At 41.9% G+C, this 18,056-nt stretch carries 21 protein-coding genes; 5 read left to right on the top strand and 16 right to left on the bottom strand.

From position 1 onward, the window contains the following. Nucleotides 1-15: 15 nt before the first annotated feature. A complete protein-coding gene (locus KOLE_RS09775) occupies nucleotides 16-774 on the bottom strand; it encodes a YebC/PmpR family DNA-binding transcriptional regulator (protein WP_015869259.1) in 759 nt (252 codons plus the stop codon). Next, the gene (locus KOLE_RS09780) at nucleotides 758-1,429 is read right to left on the bottom strand and encodes a TIGR03936 family radical SAM-associated protein (RefSeq protein ID WP_015869260.1); all 672 of its coding nucleotides are present in this window, start codon (nucleotides 1,427-1,429) and stop codon (nucleotides 758-760) included. The genes KOLE_RS09775 and KOLE_RS09780 overlap by 17 nt, the downstream gene beginning before the upstream one ends. A gap of 106 nt (nucleotides 1,430-1,535) precedes the next feature. Here KOLE_RS09780 and KOLE_RS09785 point away from each other — a divergent pair, with 106 nt between their 5' ends. The 3 genes from KOLE_RS09785 to lgt all read left to right on the top strand — a co-directional run bounded on the left by KOLE_RS09785 (nucleotide 1,536) and on the right by lgt (nucleotide 4,346). After that, nucleotides 1,536-2,003, top strand: coding sequence for a metallophosphoesterase (locus KOLE_RS09785; RefSeq protein WP_015869261.1), 468 nt, complete (start codon nucleotides 1,536-1,538; stop codon nucleotides 2,001-2,003). Nucleotides 2,004-2,084: 81 nt separating this feature from the next. Beyond that, nucleotides 2,085-3,404 (top strand): trigger factor, encoded by a 1,320-nt coding sequence (gene tig / locus KOLE_RS09790; protein ID WP_015869262.1) that lies wholly within the window; start codon nucleotides 2,085-2,087, stop codon nucleotides 3,402-3,404. 60 nt (nucleotides 3,405-3,464) lie between these two features. Next, a complete protein-coding gene (lgt, locus tag KOLE_RS09795) occupies nucleotides 3,465-4,346 on the top strand; it encodes a prolipoprotein diacylglyceryl transferase (RefSeq protein ID WP_015869263.1) in 882 nt (293 codons plus the stop codon). Here lgt and rdgB read toward each other — a convergent pair. The 6 genes from rdgB to KOLE_RS09825 are packed head-to-tail and all read right to left on the bottom strand — an operon-like array spanning nucleotide 4,294 to nucleotide 9,172. Further along, nucleotides 4,294-4,887 (bottom strand): RdgB/HAM1 family non-canonical purine NTP pyrophosphatase, encoded by a 594-nt coding sequence (rdgB, locus tag KOLE_RS09800; protein WP_015869264.1) that lies wholly within the window; start codon nucleotides 4,885-4,887, stop codon nucleotides 4,294-4,296. The genes lgt and rdgB overlap by 53 nt on opposite strands. Continuing rightward, on the bottom strand, nucleotides 4,884-5,531 hold the full coding sequence (rpe, locus tag KOLE_RS09805; RefSeq protein WP_015869265.1) for a ribulose-phosphate 3-epimerase: 648 nt from the start codon (nucleotides 5,529-5,531) through the stop codon (nucleotides 4,884-4,886). Before rpe ends, rdgB begins: the two co-directional genes overlap by 4 nt. Beyond that, nucleotides 5,532-6,443: a ribosome small subunit-dependent GTPase A gene (rsgA, locus tag KOLE_RS09810; RefSeq protein WP_015869266.1), complete on the bottom strand. Its 912-nt coding sequence runs from the start codon at nucleotides 6,441-6,443 to the stop codon at nucleotides 5,532-5,534. Further along, nucleotides 6,440-7,471 (bottom strand): dual-specificity RNA methyltransferase RlmN, encoded by a 1,032-nt coding sequence (gene rlmN, locus KOLE_RS09815; RefSeq protein WP_015869267.1) that lies wholly within the window; start codon nucleotides 7,469-7,471, stop codon nucleotides 6,440-6,442. Before rlmN ends, rsgA begins: the two co-directional genes overlap by 4 nt. Nucleotides 7,472-7,475: 4 nt before the next feature. Further along, on the bottom strand, nucleotides 7,476-8,486 hold the full coding sequence (locus tag KOLE_RS09820) for a transcription antitermination factor NusB (protein ID WP_015869268.1): 1,011 nt from the start codon (nucleotides 8,484-8,486) through the stop codon (nucleotides 7,476-7,478). Further along, nucleotides 8,486-9,172, bottom strand: a complete 687-nt coding sequence (locus tag KOLE_RS09825; protein ID WP_015869269.1) for a zinc metallopeptidase — start codon at nucleotides 9,170-9,172, stop codon at nucleotides 8,486-8,488. Before KOLE_RS09825 ends, KOLE_RS09820 begins: the two co-directional genes overlap by 1 nt. 146 nt (nucleotides 9,173-9,318) lie before the next feature. On the opposite strand from KOLE_RS09825, the gene queD reads away from it, so the two are divergent. Both queD and KOLE_RS09835 read left to right on the top strand, forming a co-directional pair. Beyond that, nucleotides 9,319-9,678 (top strand): 6-carboxytetrahydropterin synthase QueD, encoded by a 360-nt coding sequence (gene queD, locus KOLE_RS09830; protein ID WP_015869270.1) that lies wholly within the window; start codon nucleotides 9,319-9,321, stop codon nucleotides 9,676-9,678. Nucleotides 9,679-9,685: 7 nt separating this feature from the next. After that, a complete protein-coding gene (locus KOLE_RS09835; protein WP_015869271.1) occupies nucleotides 9,686-10,471 on the top strand; it encodes an energy-coupling factor transporter transmembrane component T family protein in 786 nt (261 codons plus the stop codon). A gap of 2 nt (nucleotides 10,472-10,473) precedes the next feature. Here KOLE_RS09835 and KOLE_RS09840 read toward each other — a convergent pair whose 3' ends face one another. The 8 genes from KOLE_RS09840 to KOLE_RS09875 are packed head-to-tail and all read right to left on the bottom strand — an operon-like array spanning nucleotide 10,474 to nucleotide 17,992. Further along, nucleotides 10,474-11,751, bottom strand: coding sequence for a HEAT domain containing protein (locus tag KOLE_RS09840; protein ID WP_015869272.1), 1,278 nt, complete (start codon nucleotides 11,749-11,751; stop codon nucleotides 10,474-10,476). Between the two features lie 6 nt (nucleotides 11,752-11,757). Further along, complete coding sequence (locus tag KOLE_RS09845; protein ID WP_041288737.1) at nucleotides 11,758-12,195, bottom strand: hypothetical protein; 438 nt, start codon at nucleotides 12,193-12,195, stop codon at nucleotides 11,758-11,760. Further along, nucleotides 12,179-13,606: a glutamate--tRNA ligase gene (gene gltX, locus KOLE_RS09850; RefSeq protein WP_015869274.1), complete on the bottom strand. Its 1,428-nt coding sequence runs from the start codon at nucleotides 13,604-13,606 to the stop codon at nucleotides 12,179-12,181. The genes KOLE_RS09845 and gltX overlap by 17 nt, the downstream gene beginning before the upstream one ends. A 12-nt stretch (nucleotides 13,607-13,618) precedes the next feature. Further along, nucleotides 13,619-14,119, bottom strand: coding sequence for a TIGR00725 family protein (locus tag KOLE_RS09855; RefSeq protein ID WP_015869275.1), 501 nt, complete (start codon nucleotides 14,117-14,119; stop codon nucleotides 13,619-13,621). Then, nucleotides 14,116-14,844: an LPS export ABC transporter ATP-binding protein gene (lptB, locus tag KOLE_RS09860; protein ID WP_015869276.1), complete on the bottom strand. Its 729-nt coding sequence runs from the start codon at nucleotides 14,842-14,844 to the stop codon at nucleotides 14,116-14,118. The genes KOLE_RS09855 and lptB overlap by 4 nt, the downstream gene beginning before the upstream one ends. Then, a complete protein-coding gene (locus KOLE_RS09865; protein WP_015869277.1) occupies nucleotides 14,841-15,338 on the bottom strand; it encodes an OmpH family outer membrane protein in 498 nt (165 codons plus the stop codon). Before KOLE_RS09865 ends, lptB begins: the two co-directional genes overlap by 4 nt. A 30-nt stretch (nucleotides 15,339-15,368) precedes the next feature. Next, on the bottom strand, nucleotides 15,369-15,815 hold the full coding sequence (gene dtd, locus KOLE_RS09870) for a D-aminoacyl-tRNA deacylase (RefSeq protein WP_015869278.1): 447 nt from the start codon (nucleotides 15,813-15,815) through the stop codon (nucleotides 15,369-15,371). Further along, complete coding sequence (locus KOLE_RS09875; protein WP_015869279.1) at nucleotides 15,812-17,992, bottom strand: RelA/SpoT family protein; 2,181 nt, start codon at nucleotides 17,990-17,992, stop codon at nucleotides 15,812-15,814. The genes dtd and KOLE_RS09875 overlap by 4 nt, the downstream gene beginning before the upstream one ends. Nucleotides 17,993-18,056: the final 64 nt, after the last annotated feature.

Here is an 18,056-nt window from a genome sequence, read left to right on the forward strand (position 1 = left end):
AGAGGCGGCTGAATGTTACTGCATTTTCTCCATCAAAGCTTCCATTTCGGAGTCATCCATCTCGAAGTTTGCGTAAACTTCCTGTACATCATCGTTATCTTCGAGGACATTTAGAAGCTTCAAAAGTTTTTCAGCGTCGTTACCACTGACAGATACGGTGTTCTTCGGGATATAGGTCAGTTCGTAAGAAGCCGTATAACCGTTTTCTTCCAGTGCGTTTTTAACATTAGATGCTTCCTCAGGAGCAGTTATTATTCTAACAGGATCCTCTTCATCCTGAATGTCTTCGGCGCCGGCGTCAATTGCAAGAAGCTGAAATTCATCCATGTCAGAAATCTCGGATCTTGGGACGGTTATAACACCTTTTCTTTCGAACATCCAGGCAACACTACCGCTTTCAGCCATGTTCCCACCGTGTTTGGAAAGCAGATGCCTGATTTCCTGGGCCGTCCTGTTTTTGTTGTCTGTGAGAGCTCTTATAAGCATGGCAACTCCACCGGGAGCGTAAACTTCATATAAAGCTTCTACGAAGGACTGTCCTTCAAGTTCTCCAGCACCCTTTTTGATAGCCTTTTCCATGGTGTCTTTCGGCATGTTGGCAGCCTTTGCTCTTTCTATGGCGGCTCTAAGAGCATTATTCGTGTTTGGGTCTGTTCCGCCTTCACGTGCGGCTACCATTAGCTCCCTTATTATTTTGGTGAAGATCTTGGACTTCTTTGCGTCCTGGGCCATCTTTCTGTGTTTAATATTCGCCCACTTATTGTGACCTGACATGCTTTTTCCCTCCTATATAATCCAGAATATTAGACGTGGGTACACCATCTTTATAAGCTTCAAGCACAAAAACATAAATTCCTTTTTCAGAAAGGCTCTTTTCTTTGCTCATTATTTTTATAAGATGCTGATATGACAATGATTTATCCATCGGCTGGAAATATTTTACCATAAAGTAGTTCCTCAGCGCTGAGACGGAAAGATGTTGATACGTTTCTTTAGCTAAAAAGATTTTCCGAGATTTCTTCGTTTGTTTGGTTATCTCTGTAGCTTCGGAAAAACGAGATGGATCGAAGCAGTTTTTTGGCAAGAACAAGAAATATTGGTAGGAATCAGCTACGGAACGCAAATCAAATTTTTCATCAACCTCCCAGACTTTGAGTAATGATATCCCAAAAGGTGCCGCTTTCGAAATCCTTTCTGTTATATCAGTAACAGGGCTTTCTGTTTCTATGGTCATATAGATAGCTGCAGTAGCTACCCCGGTTAGAACAGCGGGTAAATAACTCAACTTTATGTGCGGGTGGTATCCTTTTGTAAAAGACAACGGAAGCTTTGCGCGTCGAAGGGTTCTTTCAATGGCCGTACTTGTCTCCTGGTGGGAAAGATACCTTATAATACCTCCCTTAACCATTCGCAATACATATTTAGGCAAAGATCCCATCTCCAATTCAAAATTTAGTAAAAACAATTCTCTAAAGGCACTTCACTGCAGTATAATTGTATGCGAAATGTCCAAATTTTACAATGGTGGTGAAAGTATGTGGTTGGTGATGGCAGATTCTCATGATAATCTCGAGAACCTGGAAAAAGCTGTTCGGATCGCTGAAGAACGGAGAGCGAGTGTTATATTTCATTGTGGTGATATAGTTTCTCCTTTTGCCGCTAGAATCCTGGCAGGATTTAGCGGAGAACTGTATGTGGTTTTTGGAAATAACGATGGTGAAGTCTTAGGGCTAAAGAGTATACTGGGAGATGCCATAAGAAAAGGACCATATGAAGTTGTGGTGAGCGGAAAAAAGGTTATGCTAATGCACGAGCCCATATCCTTCAATAGATTAAAAGATCTCGACTATGTATTTTATGGGCATACCCACGAATTTGATATTTTTGAGGAAGAAAAGCCTTTTATACTCAATCCGGGCGAGAGTTGTGGTTATCTCAGTGATAATGCAACGTGTGTTTTGCTTGATGAAGAGACAGGTGAATTTGAACTCGTGGAATTATAACCTTCGTTTAACCGATAGAATAGAATTGAAACGTATAATCGACAGGCAAGAAAGCTGAAAAAAAGATAGGAGGGTTTCTTTGTGGAGAAAAATGTTGTTAAGGCAGAAAAGAACGTGGAAATAGTTGAATTTACCTTTGGACCGGATGAGATCGCTGAAGCGGAAAATGAGATAGTCAGGTATGTAAACAAGAACTACACGATACCAGGATTCAGAAAGGGTAAAGCTCCGAAGAGAATAATTGAGACCTTTTTCGGTGAAAATTTCAGAGATATGGTTCTGGAAGAACTTTCCAGGAAGATTGAGGATACTCTCAAAGATGAAGAACTTTTTATTCCTGCTGTCATTGCTGACCGAAAGATCGAAGGTGATGTTGCTGTCTTCGTAGTTGAACTTCACCGCGAGCCAAAGGTTGAACTCAAGGATTACACTGGCCTGGAGTTGTCCGTTCCCAAGCAGGAAGAGGTTCTCGCCAATTACGTGGATAACAAACTCGAGGAGCTTAGAAACGAAGCGGCTATAGTTGAACCAAAGGACGGGCCAGCTGAAATTGGTGATGTTATTAACATTGAGTACACGATAGAAAAGGATGGCAAGATAATTGCCGATCATAAAACACAGGAAATACTGATCGTTGAAGATGATGACAGACCCATTGTTACGAACGTAATTGGAAAGAAAAAGGGAGATATCGTTGAATTTGACAGAACCTTTGAAAACTCAAACAACAAATACCATTACAAGATAGAAATTAAGGAAGTCCTCAAGAGAACGCTTATGGAACTTAATGATGAATTTGCCAAAAGTGTTGCCTCTGAAGTGAACACCCTGGAGGAACTGAAGAAGAAACTGGAAGAGGAAGGGCTCGAGGCTTTCGAAAGCTGGAAGAAAGATTTCCTGCGCCAGCAGGTACAGGATAAATTAGCAGAGCTTGTTGAACTTGAGATTTCTGAAAAAACACTGGACTATTTTGTCAATAGGGCAATAGAAAACGCAAAGAAAGAGAACACTTATGATTCTTATCTGAAGCAGGCTGGCAGTGAAGAAAAGCTTTATGAAGAATTCAAAACGGGTATTCTCAACGAATTGAAAAAGAACACAGCCATTGAGAAGATAGCAGAAAAAGAACAAATCGAAGTAACCGATGAAGAGGTTATGAAGACCGCAGAAGAACTTTCGACCTATTGGGGAATTTCACCGGAACGTGCAAAAGAGATTGTCAAAACCAGAGAAGATATTAGAAACGATATTGTAGAGAACATACGTCGAACGAAAGTACAGGACCTTATCGTGGAAAAAGCCACAATAAAAGAGATTAGTGCTGATGAACCCGTTGAAGAACAGAAAGAGGAAGAAGAAAAGGAAGAAGCAGGTTCGGAGAATTCAGAAAACAAAGAGTAAGAGATAAAGAATATAAACTGCGTGCGGAAAACCGCACGCAGTTTTAATGGGGGGATTTTTTTGAAAAAGAGGAGAATTATTCTTGGCGTATTTTGTGCGGTTGCAGCTGTTGCACTTTTTTTCTTCCTTAAAGTAACTTTTTCCGGTGAACTCATCGTTGATCCGATAATAGTAACCATAGGTCCTTTCAGTGTGAGATGGTATGGTGTGCTTATCGCCACCGGGATTGTTCTCGCCTATATCCTTGGAAGGAATTTCGCTTTGAAGGAAGGTATTAAAGAAGATTATCTGGTGGAAATGGTATTTTGGGGAATAATCGCGGGAATAATCGGTGCCAGATTGTATTATGTTGCTTTTAATTTCGATTACTACCGTGACAATCCCATAGAGATTTTCAAAATATGGAACGGTGGTCTTGCAATCCATGGGGCTTTCTTCGGAGGGTTGTTCGCGGGATTTCTTTACACCCGTTTGAAAAAATCGGCGGGGATCCGGTTCTTTCAGGCTTCGGATATTTTTACGGCTGTTTTGCCTCTCGCCCAGGCGATAGGCAGGTGGGGAAATTTCATGAATCACGAAGCTTACGGTGCCCCAACAGATCTACCGTGGAAGATGTTTGTTCCCCGGGGATACAGAGTGCCGGGATACACGCAGTATAAGTACTTTCACCCAACCTTCTTATACGAAAGTCTCTGGGATATATTTGTATTTATCGTTCTGTTCAATTACATGAAGAAGCGAAAGCGGTACGGTGAGGTAACGGGATTGTACATGATACTCTATTCCATGGGTAGATTCGTCATAGAAGGATTGAGGCTTGACAGCCTCTATGTCGGTGAGCTGAGAACCGCAAAGCTGGTTTCTGTGATTCTGATGATCGTGGGGTTGATCATATTCTTTCATGCAAGATATAGAGGTGAAGAAGTTCGAAGAGTCTCTTGAAAGCCCTCGAACGATGGCTTATTCGATTTTTTATTTCTTCCCCTAATTCGCCGAAGGTTTTCTTATAACCTTCGGGAATGAATATAGGATCGTATCCAAAACCTTTGTTGCCTCTTATTTCTAAGGCTATTGTGCCCTCTACCGTTCCTTCGGCTGCGAGGAGGATGAAATTTTTCGGATCAAAAAAGGTTGCGGCGCATCGGAAACGTGCGGTTCTGTTTTCGACGTTCGCAAGTTTTTCGAGGATTGCTTGCATTTTCTCTTCGTAAGAATGCTCTTCCATGAAACGCGCAGAATGCACGCCAGGGAAACCGTCAAGCGCATCGATTTCGAGGCCGGAATCATCTGCTATAAGGGGAACACCCAAATTTCGAAAGGCTTCAACTTTTTTTATTGAGTTTTGAATGAAGGTGTCTCCGTTTTCATCGATGTTTAAGGACACATCAAGAGATGTTATACTCTCTATCTCAACGCCTTCTGGGGCTATTTTTTGTATTTCCAGCAATTTATGGGTATTCCCGGAAACAAGATAAACTTTCATTTTTTCAACTCCTTGACTTTTTGTATAACCTCTGCAGGATTTTCGGATCTGAAGATAGCGGCTCCCATGATGAGTATATCTGCCCCGTAATCGACGACTGTCTGTGCATTTTTCAGGTTTATTCCACCGTCAACAGCGATCCTGAAATTCAGACCTTTTTCCTTCCTTAAGTGATCAAGCTTGGCAATTTTTTGAGCTGTTTCGGGAATGAAGCTTTGGCCCGTGAAGCCAGGGTTAACTGTCATGATAAGAACACCATCGACAAATTGTATGATCTCTTCAAGCGCAGATACGGGTGTATGGGGATTAACTGCGACAAAAGCTTCAACGTCGAGGCTTTTAATTCGATCGACAAGTCTGTGAAGATGCCTTTCAGCTTCTATATGAACCGCGAGTATTGAGGCACCGAGATTGGCGAATTTCTCTATGTACTGTGATGGATTGTCAATCATGAGATGAACATCCAATGGTGGTGTGTCCAGCTTATTAAGGGCTTCCATTATAGGTGTCCCAAAGGTTATGTTGGGGACGAAAACCCCGTCCATGACGTCCACGTGAATGAAATCGGCATCTTTGATCTTGTCTATTTCAGCAGAAAGGTTGGCGAAATCCGCCGCCAGTATGGAAGGTGAAACCAGAGCCATTTATCTCCTGCCTCCTTTGCGTCCTTTTTTTCTTTCGGAAAGCTCATTATACATCTTAAGGTAACTTTCATAACGACTCATGGGAATATCACCGGTCTCAACAAGCTCCTTTATGTAACATCCCGGTTCTTCAACGTGTACACAATTTGAAAAAGCACACATACCTTTATGTGCCGAGATGTCTCTGAAGAAATTCTGAAGTTCTTGGGGTTCCATATCGTACGGAAGTTCAAGAGAAGCGAACCCGGGAGTATCGGCTACGTATCCTCCAAAGTCGAACTCGAGGAGTTCTGAATAGGTTGTGGTGTGCTTGCCTCTGTCTAATCTTGTGGATATTTCCGAGGTTTTTAAGCTCAGACCGGGGTTTATAGCGTTCAACAGGCTACTTTTTCCTACTCCGGACATTCCAGCCATGGCAGAAACCTTACCCTTGAAGATTTCTTTGAGGAGGTCTATATTCGTTCCTTCCTTTGCGGAAACCTCAAGAATGTTGTAGTACTCACCGTAGATATGATAAAACTTCTTCAACGGATCACGGGACGTGAGGAGATCCGTTTTGTTTACTACTATTACCGTTGGCAAACCGCTGTGTTCAGCGAGAACGAGGAACCTATCCACGATATACAGAGGAACAGTAGGCTCTTTCAAACAGGTTACGAGTATTATCTGGTCGATATTGGCTATCCTCGGTCTTAAAAGCTCGTTTCTTCTGGGAAGAATATTTTCCACTCTTCCCATCGATTCTGTTGTCTCAATGAACTCAATAATGTCGCCTACTATCGGTCGAATTCCCTGTAGCTTAAAACGTCCTGGCATGTTGCAGATGTACCTCTTTTTGGTATGCAAGTCAGCCACAACCATTGTTCTACTACCAAATCTGATAACTACACCCTTTTTCCTTTTTTCAGTCAAGCTCTCTCCTCCTGAAGATTTTTTCTTCTTAATTGACCACATGCTGCATCTATGTCACTTCCTTTTTCTGTCCTGATTGCAGCTTCGATTCCGTGCTTTTTCAGTTCTATCGCAAAACGTTCCACTTTTTCTCTGGAAGGTCTTTTTAGGGTTGGAACAACGGGATTAATCGCGATGATGTTCACGAATATCTTGAGGTGCTTAAATAATTTTGCCAGCTGTTTCGCGTCTTCTATTGAATCATTTATACCATCGATGAGGATATATTCAATGGTGATCCTCCGATTTGTTTTCCTCTGATAATATTCAAGAGACGCCATGAGCTGCTGAATGTTGTATCGTTTGTTTATCGGCATCAACATGCTTCTCTTTTCATCTGTGGCTGCATGCAGTGAAAGTGATAATCTTACGTCCATTCCTGAATCAGCGAGTCTTATGATTCCTTCCGGGATGCCAGCAGTTGAGATGGTGAAGTGCCGTATTCCAAGGTTTCTTCCCGCGGGCTCATGCAGGATTTCAATGGATTTAAAAACGTTGTCAGTATTTAAGAAAGGTTCTCCCATCCCCATGAATACGATGTTGGTAACATTTTTTCCCATGGATTTTTCCATAAAGATGACCTGCCCCACTATTTCTGAGACGCTGAGATTACGTTTAAAGCCACTCATTCCTGTGGCACAAAAGATGCAGCCGAGCTGACAACCAACCTGTGTGGAAATACAAAAGGTTGTATGATCAGGATGTCTCAGTATTACCGATTCTATAAACTCACCGTCATGCAACTTCCAAAGGAATTTTTCAGTGCCGTCTATTTTTGAAAGACTTCTTCGAACTATTGTCATTTCAGGATATCGAAAGGTTCCAGACAGAAATTTCCTGAAATCTTTCGGAAGGTTCGTCATATTAGAGAAATTGAGAACCTTCTTTTTATAGATCCAATCGAATATCTGAGAAGCTCTATATTTTTCATAACCTTCATCCACAAGAACTTTTCTTAGTTCATCCAGTGTCATCTCCAGCAACTGCATCCCTTTATTTCCTCCTCATTCTAGCGATGTATCCAGGTCTTGGGCTATTGGGAGGCAAAAGCCAGTAACCGTATCCATCCCACGTACCCCGCAGGTTATACCTTATCATAAAATCGTCCAGGGGAACAGGGACAAATTCTTTGAGAGGTGCGAGCAGTTGAGTGTTTTCTTCCAGTGTCAGGGTATTACTTAAATAAACAAATTCTTCTATGTTCGCTATTCTATTGGAAAGTTCCTTTTTCAGCTCATTTGCACTTTTTAATAACTCTTCTTTACTGATTGTATGAAAGAGCCATGGTTTTTCAGAAAGCAAAGCAAGCGAAGAATTTTCGGGTTTAATTACAGGGCACCGGAAATATTCGTTTACTATATATTCAAGTTCGTCAATACGTTTCAAAGAAGAGATTGGTTCACCCTTTTCGAGAACGATAATGCAATCTGAAAAATCGCTTTTATCGTAGATGTATCCTTTTTCATCCAGCAGATGGTATTCTCCTTTTGGGATGCTGTAAACCTGAAGAGGCGGTTGCTGGTTGTAACTCAAGAGTTCTTCGAGCGGGTTGATCCACTCTATTTCTTCCCAGTAATCAACCAGCCATTTTGGGTGGGAATACTTGAGCCAGATGGGCTGTTCCGGCAGAGGGGTTTCAAGTTTGCTTATCTTTCGTAGGACCGCATTGACCAGTTTTTTAAAACTCTTTGCTTTCAAAAGTTCAACACTGGAGTGTATCGCGGCAAACTCTGGAACACTATCCATGTAAAAAAGCTGAGTTACCCCCAATCGAAGAGCATTCATTACCGGTGCCGGCAGTTTTTCCGGTTTTTTGAGAAACTGATTCAGTATGTAATCTATCTGAATGCGTTTTCTGAGGGTTTCCATTACCAAATTCATATAGAATCTTCTACCAATAGATGAAAGGGTGGAGATGGCTATCTCCACCTTCCTGAATGGTATATAACCGTTTTGATCAAAAAAAGCCAATGTTTCCAGAGCTTTCTGGCGTGGATCGTTCATCAGTCTCTGCGTCCAAACAACCCGGCAATGAAAATCATTCTCAACAGCTGAAGCATGGCCATCGCCATAGAAGCGATATAGGTCATTGCTGCCGCAGAAAGAACCTTATTGACGGCAATTACTTCGGATTCTGGCATTCCCATTTCCGCGAGTAAGCGCTTTGCTCTTTTGCTTGCGTCAAATTCAACAGGCAACGTAATCAGAGTGAAGAGGACAACTAGTGAAAAGAGAACGATTCCAAACCGTATCATAGTTGGTGACCAGAACAGGATTCCCATGAAAAAGATAACCCAGCTGAAATATGAGCCAAAGCTCGCGACTGGTGCAAAGGCATTTCTTACAACCAGCGGAGCGTAATTCTTTGCATGTTGTAATGCGTGGCCGATTTCATGAGCTACAACCCCTAATGCCGCGATGGAACTGTTGTTGTAAGTTGCCTGGGATAATCTGACGACCTTTGCTCTTGGATCGTAATGATCGGTTAGTTGACCGGGTATTGTTTCGATTTTTATATCATACAGTCCTGAATTGTCCAGTAGACGTCTTGCGAGTTCTGCGCCGGTTATACCAAAGGTGGAACGAACCTTAGAATAATAAGTAAATCTCTGACTCACGAGAGCTTGAGCCCATATTGCTAATATTATTGCCGGGATCAAAAATATGAATGTTGGATCAAAGAAAAGCACACGATCACCTCCTCAATAGATTATACCATCATATATTTGACGTTTTTCTTATCGCTTTGTTCGATGAGTTTTTCGATAAAAAAATAACATGAATCTGAATTGTCATCAGAGTATAAAGAACGATATAATAATGTGGGAGGGATAAAATGTTTTATATAACAAAAGAGGTTACTTTTGATGCTGCGCATAACCTGACAAGCTATCATGGGAAGTGCGAAAAGCTTCACGGGCATACCTACCGTCTTCAGGTAACGATTAAAGGGGAACCGGATGAGGAAGGGATGGTTATAGACTTTGCTGAGTTGAAAAAAGTCATTAAAGAAAAGATACTGGACAAGCTCGACCATTCTTACATAAACGATTTAATACCCCAACCTACTGCCGAATATATTGCACGATGGATTTTTGATGAACTCGAACCCCTTGTAAAGACGGATAAGAGGAAACTTTTTGAGATCGTTCTCTGGGAAACCCCAACGAGTTTCGTGAGATACAGGAAGGAATGACCGAGCGTTGAATTTCCCCATTGGAAGATACGTTCCAATTAATTCTCCCATTCACGAAATAGATCCGCGCGCGAAGCTCATAGTTTACATCAGTCTGGCGATTCTCTCTTTTTTTTGCCAGAGCCCAGCTGATTTTATGTTTATATACCTGTTATTCTTTTTGCAGGCGTATTTGAGTAACGTCCCGATAAAATTCTATTTGAGAAACTTAAAGAGTGTATATCTCATAGCATTGTTCATTGTGTTTTTCCAGATTTTTTTCACTCCCGGGAAGGTCATATTCCAGATTGGTTCGCTGATTGCTACCATAGAGGGTATGAAAAATGCGGTTGTTCTGGTTTTGCGGTTGTTTGGGGCTGTCCTGTTCAGTACCTTGTTGTCTTTCACAACAGCTCCATTGAGGATGGCACACTCCATAGAAGATCTTATGCTCAGACTGAAGTTTTCACAGAGAATTGCCAGAAGCGTAGGGCTTATTTTCTCAATATCAATGAGGTTCATTCCCATTCTTTCTAAAGAGGCCGAACAAATAGTACTAGCTCAACGAGCCCGGGGCGCGAAGTTTAAGAAAAACGGGCTGTTTCCAGAACTTCGAACCTTTATAGCCATAATCGTTCCACTTATTGTTCTTTCAATAAAAAAAGCCGACGAACTTGCAATCGCAATGCAGGTTCGCGGCTTTGACAGAGCTCATAAAACATCGGTGAGACAGGATTATTTCCAATGGAATATAAAAAGCTCCCTTTTGTGTTTTATGGGGGTTTTATCCTTCTTGTTTGTTATTCTCAACTGATCTCAGCCCATATTAAAGAGCTCCAGCAATCTCTGAGGAGCTATTCTCGCCATGGCTTTTGCTGCTGATAATCTCAACTTCCCGTCGTTTGTGGTGGTGTTTATAATCTTTTCGAGTTCAACAAGGGCATCAGTGATCTTCAAAAAACCAGCCACTCCCACTGCGAGTATCCTAACAGAACGTTCTTCTTTTTTATTCGCAATTATCCGGACAACATGATCACCAAGAGTAAGTAATTTCAGCCTTTTCGTAGCCCGCAACCCGGATTTTTTGAGTCGTGTTGAGGTTGAAAGAAGGGCGATCTTCACATCTTCTTCGATAGAATAGTCAAGCATCGAGGCCAGGGCATCTATGACTGTGGCTCTGACTTTATCGGATGGGTCGTTTAAGGCATTCCTCAAAATGCCTACCATAGCGGGTTCAGAGAGCTTTTTGAGAATACGGGCACCCATAAGTCTCAATTCTTCATCCACGGAATCAATAAATTTTTCGGCAATTCCGAGAAGGCTCTCGTCGTAACCGAGTTCTTTTCCGTAAACCCTGGTTGCTGCCACGGCTATTTTTGGATCTTCGGAGTCCATTAGTTTCCTTAGCTTGTCTGATACCATTTCTGGTGGAAACTTTCCCAGTATTTCTATACAGGCTGTTTTAAGTTCCGGATGAGAAAATTCGTTGATCTTCTCCCAGAGTAATTCTGATTCTTTTTCACCGATTTTTTGTACCTTCAAAGCTATAGCGACTTTCCTGAGTTTTTTGGGTAATTTTAACATCGCCTGTTCTTCAAGGGGAATATGACCCTTATAAACCTCAAGCATAGTCTTAATTTCGTTGCTGGGGTCGTTTTCAAAAGTTTTCAATTCTTCAAATGAAGCGTCAGTCTTGATCATTGTTTCAACAAAGGCTTTTCGCACTCTTTGGGAAGGTTCCTTTGCTATCTTTTCTTTTAGCTCATCATCAAGGAGTCCAAGCTCGACAATATATTTAACAGCGGTCGTTCTAACTGTTTCACTTGGATCTTCGAGAGCGCGCACGATTGCCATATCATCCGTGCCGGTTTTTGCAAGGTATTCAATAGCGGCTTTCCTAACCGCCGGGGACTCATCTTCGAGGTATTTTTCAACATCTTCTAACACTACTTCTGAGGTTGCAGATTCCCGAATTGCTTTGGCACGAATGAATGCCGATGGTGATTTGAGCATCTCTGAGAGATGGAGTTCCCTGCGTCCTTGAATTTCATCTTCAAGGGCATTCAGAATCATTCTTAGTTCCTTTGAAGCCATATTTTTTCACTCCTCGTTTAAACTATGAGAAAGGGAGTAACTATCTATTGTTAAAGTGATAATTCCGTCGGAATATTCGAACTTAGCTTCTTTTTTGTACTGGGCGATGGTATTTACTCCGGTTTTTTTTCTGTTCTGCTTTGCCGATCTTACAACACGCTTATCTTCGGTGATATAGTAGGTTACTCTTACATAGTTTCCGTCTTGTATTTTCATAAAAGAAAACCTTGTGGAAGTGGGGGTTCCAATAGTTCGCTGGTACGTCAAAAGATCCCTTTCAAAGAATTCGAAAGCTCTTTTTAGCTCGAGAATATGTTTTATCGTGCCCATGTATTGCGAATTCACGAGATTGAATTCTGTGAAGACAGAAAAAACGACAGCAACGATAAAAATCGTCGCCACCAGAGACATCAAAATTCCAACGAGACTAAATCCCTTCTTCATCCTTCAAGCTTTCTGCGAGGTCAAGAGTTGCCTCGAGCCTTTCCAATGTTTTCTCTTTCCCAAGCACAGCAACGGTTTCAAAAAGTCCCGGAGTGACCAATCTGCCTGTTACGGCTCCTCGAATTGTCTGGAAGGTGTTTTTCTTGGAAGTGTGCTTCTCTTCACTCACGTCCCGGATAACCTTCTCCACGCCTTCAATAGACCAATCATCGTTCTCTTCAAAACGCCTTATGGCGGCTTCTAAAACCTCTGTGCTCCAGCTTTTTTTGAGATATTTATCCACAAATCTGCTTTCATATTCCAATTCATCTGAAAAGAAAGGAGCAGAAAAATCAAGGAGCTGCGACATGGTATTTATCTTTTCGCGACAGATCGAAATAACCTGTTTGCTGTACTCAGGATCTTTCAGTAGTTTCTCATAAAAATCGAATTTTTCAGTGTATCTCAACCAGAGCTCGAACTCGGTCATGAGTTCCTCCAATGGGATCACTCTGAGGTGCTTACCGTTGATCCATTCAAGCTTCTCATAGTCAAAAATAACGGCTTTATTGGATATGGAACGGGGATCAAAGTCCCTGATTTTATCTCTAAAATCAAAGATCTCTTCATCTACACTCCATCCCAGAAGTGCAAGATAATTCATAAGGGCAGTGCTCAAATAGCCTTCTCTCCTGAAGTAATCGACGCTCGTGTGTCCATGCCTTTTAGATAACGGACTTCTATCATTGCCGAGTATAAGAGGTATATGCATAAACGTCGGCGCTTTCCAGCCGAAGGCGTCGTAAATCATCAGTTGTTTCGGAGTGTTCGAGAGATGGTCTTCTCCACGGAAGACATGGGTGATTTCCATCAGATGGTCATCTATCACCACGGCAAAATTATAGGTAGGGAACCCGTTGGATTTTATTATAACGAAGTCGTCAAAGGTCTCGTTTTTAAAAACCATGTTGCCTTTGAGAAGATCTTCAAAGGTGGTTTCGCCTTCCTTTGGAACCTTGAAGTTAACAGTATATGTGTATTCTTCTCCAAGATCTGTGGGTTCTTCCGTAGTGGTTTTAATAACTGTTTTAGGATCGTCTTTGTGATATATAGCATAGTATGCGTGATTGTTCTTTACCAGTTCATCCGCATACCTTTTATACAATCCCGCTTTGGTGCGTTCACTCTGTCTGTAAGGACCGTACTTTCCACCTATGTCCGGGCCTTCATCCCAGTTAAGACCACACCACCGCAGGGAGTTGATTATCTGTTCTTCAGATTCTCTAGTGGACCTTTCTGTGTCGGTATCCTCGATTCTCAAAATAAAACTTCCACCCTGATTTCTTGCGAAAAGCCAGTTGAAAAGAGCGGTCCTTACGCCACCCACGTGCATATGTCCTGTGGGGCTCGGTGCAAATCTACATCTTACCATGGTATTCCTCCTTTAGATGTGTAGCATCAATTCTTCTATTGAGGATATTTGAAGGATCTTTGTCAGGCGGCGATTATCCAGATAATACCCGTCTATTAGGGTAGGAGCTATCCTATCGGTCCAGCCACCTGTACCACGGAATAGTATAACAGGTTTTTGATAAGCGTAAGAGGTAACAATTTCGAAGAGGGTACCGACTTCTCCACCTATGGAAATAACCATATCTGCTGCATGTATCAGTACCAGAGAACGGACAAGATAATCCTGACCTGTGTCCAGATTAATTGTGTTGTATGGATTTCCCCTTGCGCCCTTTGGTAAAACGCCTATGATAGTACCTGAGGCCTCTTTTGCACCTCTGGCAACCAATTCCATCACACCGTCTCTCCCGCCAGTAATGATAGTGTGGTCTTTTTGTGCCAGAACCCTGCCGGTTTGAACACAGATCTCTTCCAGAGATTTCACAGGATCTTTATCAATGGGACCCGAATAACCGATTACCGCTATTCTCAAACTATCTCTTCCCTTCCAAGATAATTCTCTATGACCTTGCTATCTGATAGAACTGTATCTGGATCACCGCTGGCTATGACCTCTCCTTTGTGAAGCACATAAAGACTGTCGACAACCTGGTGGATGCTATTTACATCGTGGTCTGTAACGATTACCCCTATTCCCTTTTCACGAAGTTTCCTGATCATCTTCTGAATGTCTTTTACGGTGATTGGATCGATTCCTACAAAAGGTTCATCCAGAAGAATAAAGGATGGAGAGAGAACCAGTGTTCTTGCGAATTCGAGTCTCCTTTTCTCACCGCCAGATATGAGGTCAGCGGATTGATGTCTCAGGTGAAAGATCCCGAATTCTTTCAACAATTCCTCGGCCCTTTTCTGGGCGGTTTCTTTCTGGCCTGTTAACTTGAGAATCATTAAAATATTGTCGAGCACAGAAAGGCCACGAAATATAGAGGTTTCCTGTGGAAGATAGGCAATACCTTTTCTCGCTCTTTCGTGTACGGGGAGGTGAGTAATCTTTTTCTTGTTTAAATATATTTCACCGCTATCAGGGATTACAATACCAAGGATTGACTTAAAAGCAGTGGTTTTCCCGGCCCCGTTGGGGCCGAGAATACCAACCACTTCTCCAGAATGAGCGATTATATTAACGCCCTTCAATACCTGTCTCTTTCCGAAACGTTTATAAATATCCTTACAAAGCAATATCGAACGGGTTATCACTTATTTTCGAATCCCCTCAAATATTCGATAACCTGATCTGTTATATCGAATACCTCTTTACTGTATATGACAGCCTCTTTTGTGAGTATTAGATCGTAACCCATGAAGTCAGCATAGCTGTTTATTCTTTTGCGAATCTGGTCAACGATAACCTGTGTCTTTGCGTTGTAGGTGCTTTGAAGCGTTTGTTCGTACTGGGCTTTTTTAGCGAGTATTTCCTGCTGTTTTGCAAAGAGTTCCTCGTTGCTGGCACCTTCATCCTTCATTTTTTTGTATTCTGCTACGAGAGCGTCAAGTTGCCTCTGGTAAAACTGTTGATCTTCTTGATAACTCTGATTCAGCTCTTTCCAATCCTTTGTGGATTCAAGTACCTTCTGGATGTCCACAACCGCCACGTTAGAGAGAGGGGTGGATTCGTTGGTTTTTCCGGATATGGCGACAATAGCCGTCAAAAGGACAACGATCAATGAAAGAATGAGTATTGACTTTTTCATTGGAGCACCTCCTATATAAAATTTATGAGATTAAAATTGTTTACGAGAATCGAGAAGAATGGTAACAGGTCCATCGTTGGTCAAACTTACCAGCATATGAGCCTGGAAAACGCCTGTTTCAACATGCACTCTCTCGGAAGCTTTTTTTACAAAACGGTCGAAAATTTCTTTAGCTTTATCTGGCGGCGCGGCTTCGGTAAAAGAAGGTCTCCTGCCTTTGCGCGCATCTCCCAGGAGAGTGAACTGTGAAACGAGCATAAGTTGCCCGCCTTTTTCAAGAAGGGAGAGATTCATCTTACCAGTTTCATCTTCGAATATCCTGAGGTTGAGTATTTTCTCGAGCATCCAATCCAGATCCTTTTCAGTGTCATCTTTTTGAACGCCGAGAAGTACCATCAAACCATCGGATATTTTACCAACAATCTTTCCGTCTACCTTTACTTCGGCTTCACTTACCCTTTGTACGACTGCTCTCATGGCAACCCTCCTGTTCTGGCAACTGCTTGCACTCCTCTAATGCCTCTAATGCTTTCCATTACGGATGTTAAATGACCTATATCTTTGACCAGCAGATTCGCCGCAAGGATACTTTGTCCCCAGTCTCCGGAACTCACATAATACTTTTTCACCTTGGCGTTTTTATTTTCAATCTTTTCCAGGATTCTTCCAACGACGTTTTTCTCTGTTGTATCAAAAACCGCTTTTATCCAGGCATCATAACGACCGTCTAAGGTAAAAGTCCAGCTGGCTTCCAGTAACTTGTCTGCCGCAATGTTTATAAGATTCTTGCAATTTCTCACGTGTATAGATATTCCACGGCTGCTGATAACTGCAACGATTTTATCACCGGGTAAAGGATTGCAACACTTAGCGAAGTGAACGTCTATTCCACTCTGTCCGGCGATTAATACCTCTTTACCGAGGGCCTGCTTTGGTTTGACTGGTTTTAACAATTTCTTGGGGATCTCGATATCTATCGGTTGGGGTTCAAGACATTTCAGCATCTCTGCCATGGTTATTGTCCCGTCTCCGAGCTTCATAAAAAACTCGTTTTCTGTATTGACACCAGAACGTTTCATCAATTCTTTGACGCTCTCGCTGTTCAAAAGTTCTTCCATTGGTTTTGCGAGTTTTTTGCTGATCTTACGGAAGGTTTCTTTACCCCGTTCCACAAGCTCATTTTTGTATTTGGTTTTGAAGAAACGTCTTATTTTGGCTTTTGTACTGTTCGAGCGCACGTAGTTCAGCCAATCCAGGCTTGGGCCTTCACTATTCTTGTTTACTATGATTTCAACCCTGTCACCCAGTTGAAGCTGATAATTTATCGGAACCATCTTACCGTTAACCTTTGCACCTGCCAAATGATGACCTATTTCCGTGTGAATGGCATACGCAAAATCGATGGGAGTCGCACCTTTTGGAAGATGGATAACCTCACCCTTTGGGGTAAACACGAAGACCTCGTCTGTTTCCAGTTCTTTAGAAACGCTTTCTATATCTTTGAAACTTTCGATGAAATCCTTGTGCCAGTTCGATAACTGGTGGAACCAGCTTCGTTCTTTCAGGTCTATCCCCTCTTTATATATCCAGTGAGCTGCAAGCCCGAATTCAGCCTCTTTGTGCATCTTCTCGCTTCGGATCTGGATCTCAAGAGGTTCACCTTTGTGGGTGATTAAAGTGGTATGAAGTGATTTATACCCATTTGATTTAGGGGCAGCGATGTAATCTTTAAACCTGCCGGGAACGGGTGGCCATAGAGAATGGACGATTCCAAGTATTTTATAGCAGCTAACTTCGTCTTCCGTTATGATTCTTAGGGCTATTAAGTCATAGATCTCATCGAAGGATTTGTTCTTTCGAATCATTTTTTGCCAGATGCTATAAAGGTGTTTTACCCTTCCTTCAATCAGAAAGTTTACCCTGTGCTTTCTCAATTCATTGGCAACTATATTTCTGTATTCGTCCATTGTTGCCTGACGTTCATGAAGTTTCTTCTTCACTCTCAGTTTCAACTCATTGTAGTCATTTGGGTACAGATACTTGAAGGAAAGATCCTCGAGTTCCCACTTTATTCTGTGAATACCGATTCTATGAGCGATGGGAGCGTAAATATTAAGCGTTTCCAGCGCTTTGTCCTTTCGTTTTTTGTCGTTTTTAACGAAATAAAGGGTTCTCATATTATGCAGACGGTCAGCGAGTTTAACAATGATAATACGTGGGTCGCTGGAAAGGGCGAGAAGCATTTTGCGAATTGTTTCTATCTTTATTCTGGATTTTATTTCAGCTTTATCCAGTGTTTCAGATAACTTGAGGTTATTTATTTTGGTTACACCATCTACAATTTTGGCAACTATCGGGCCAAACCGATTTTCTACATCTTCGAGTGGAACATTGCAATCCTCAACCACGTCATGCAAAAGCCCGGATACCAATGTATCCGTATCGGCCTGAAGCTCGGCAAGGATTTTTGTTACTGCAACGGGATGTGAAATAAAAGGCTCACCTGATTCTCTGTACTGTCCTTCGTGGTTTTCTCTGGCAAGCTCATATGCGGAAATAATTCTCTCCCGTTCTCTGCGTTTTAGCTTTTTTTGTAAGATCTTTTCTATTTCGGAAACTAATTTTGATCCTTCACCATTATATAGTAAGGGCATATTTTCCACCTCTTTAGCCCTTTTAACTATTTTATCATGAAAATCCGTTTTGATTCAGAGTTAT

Source organism: Kosmotoga olearia TBF 19.5.1, assembly GCF_000023325.1.
GTDB classification, from domain to species: Bacteria; Thermotogota; Thermotogae; order Petrotogales; family Kosmotogaceae; genus Kosmotoga; species Kosmotoga olearia.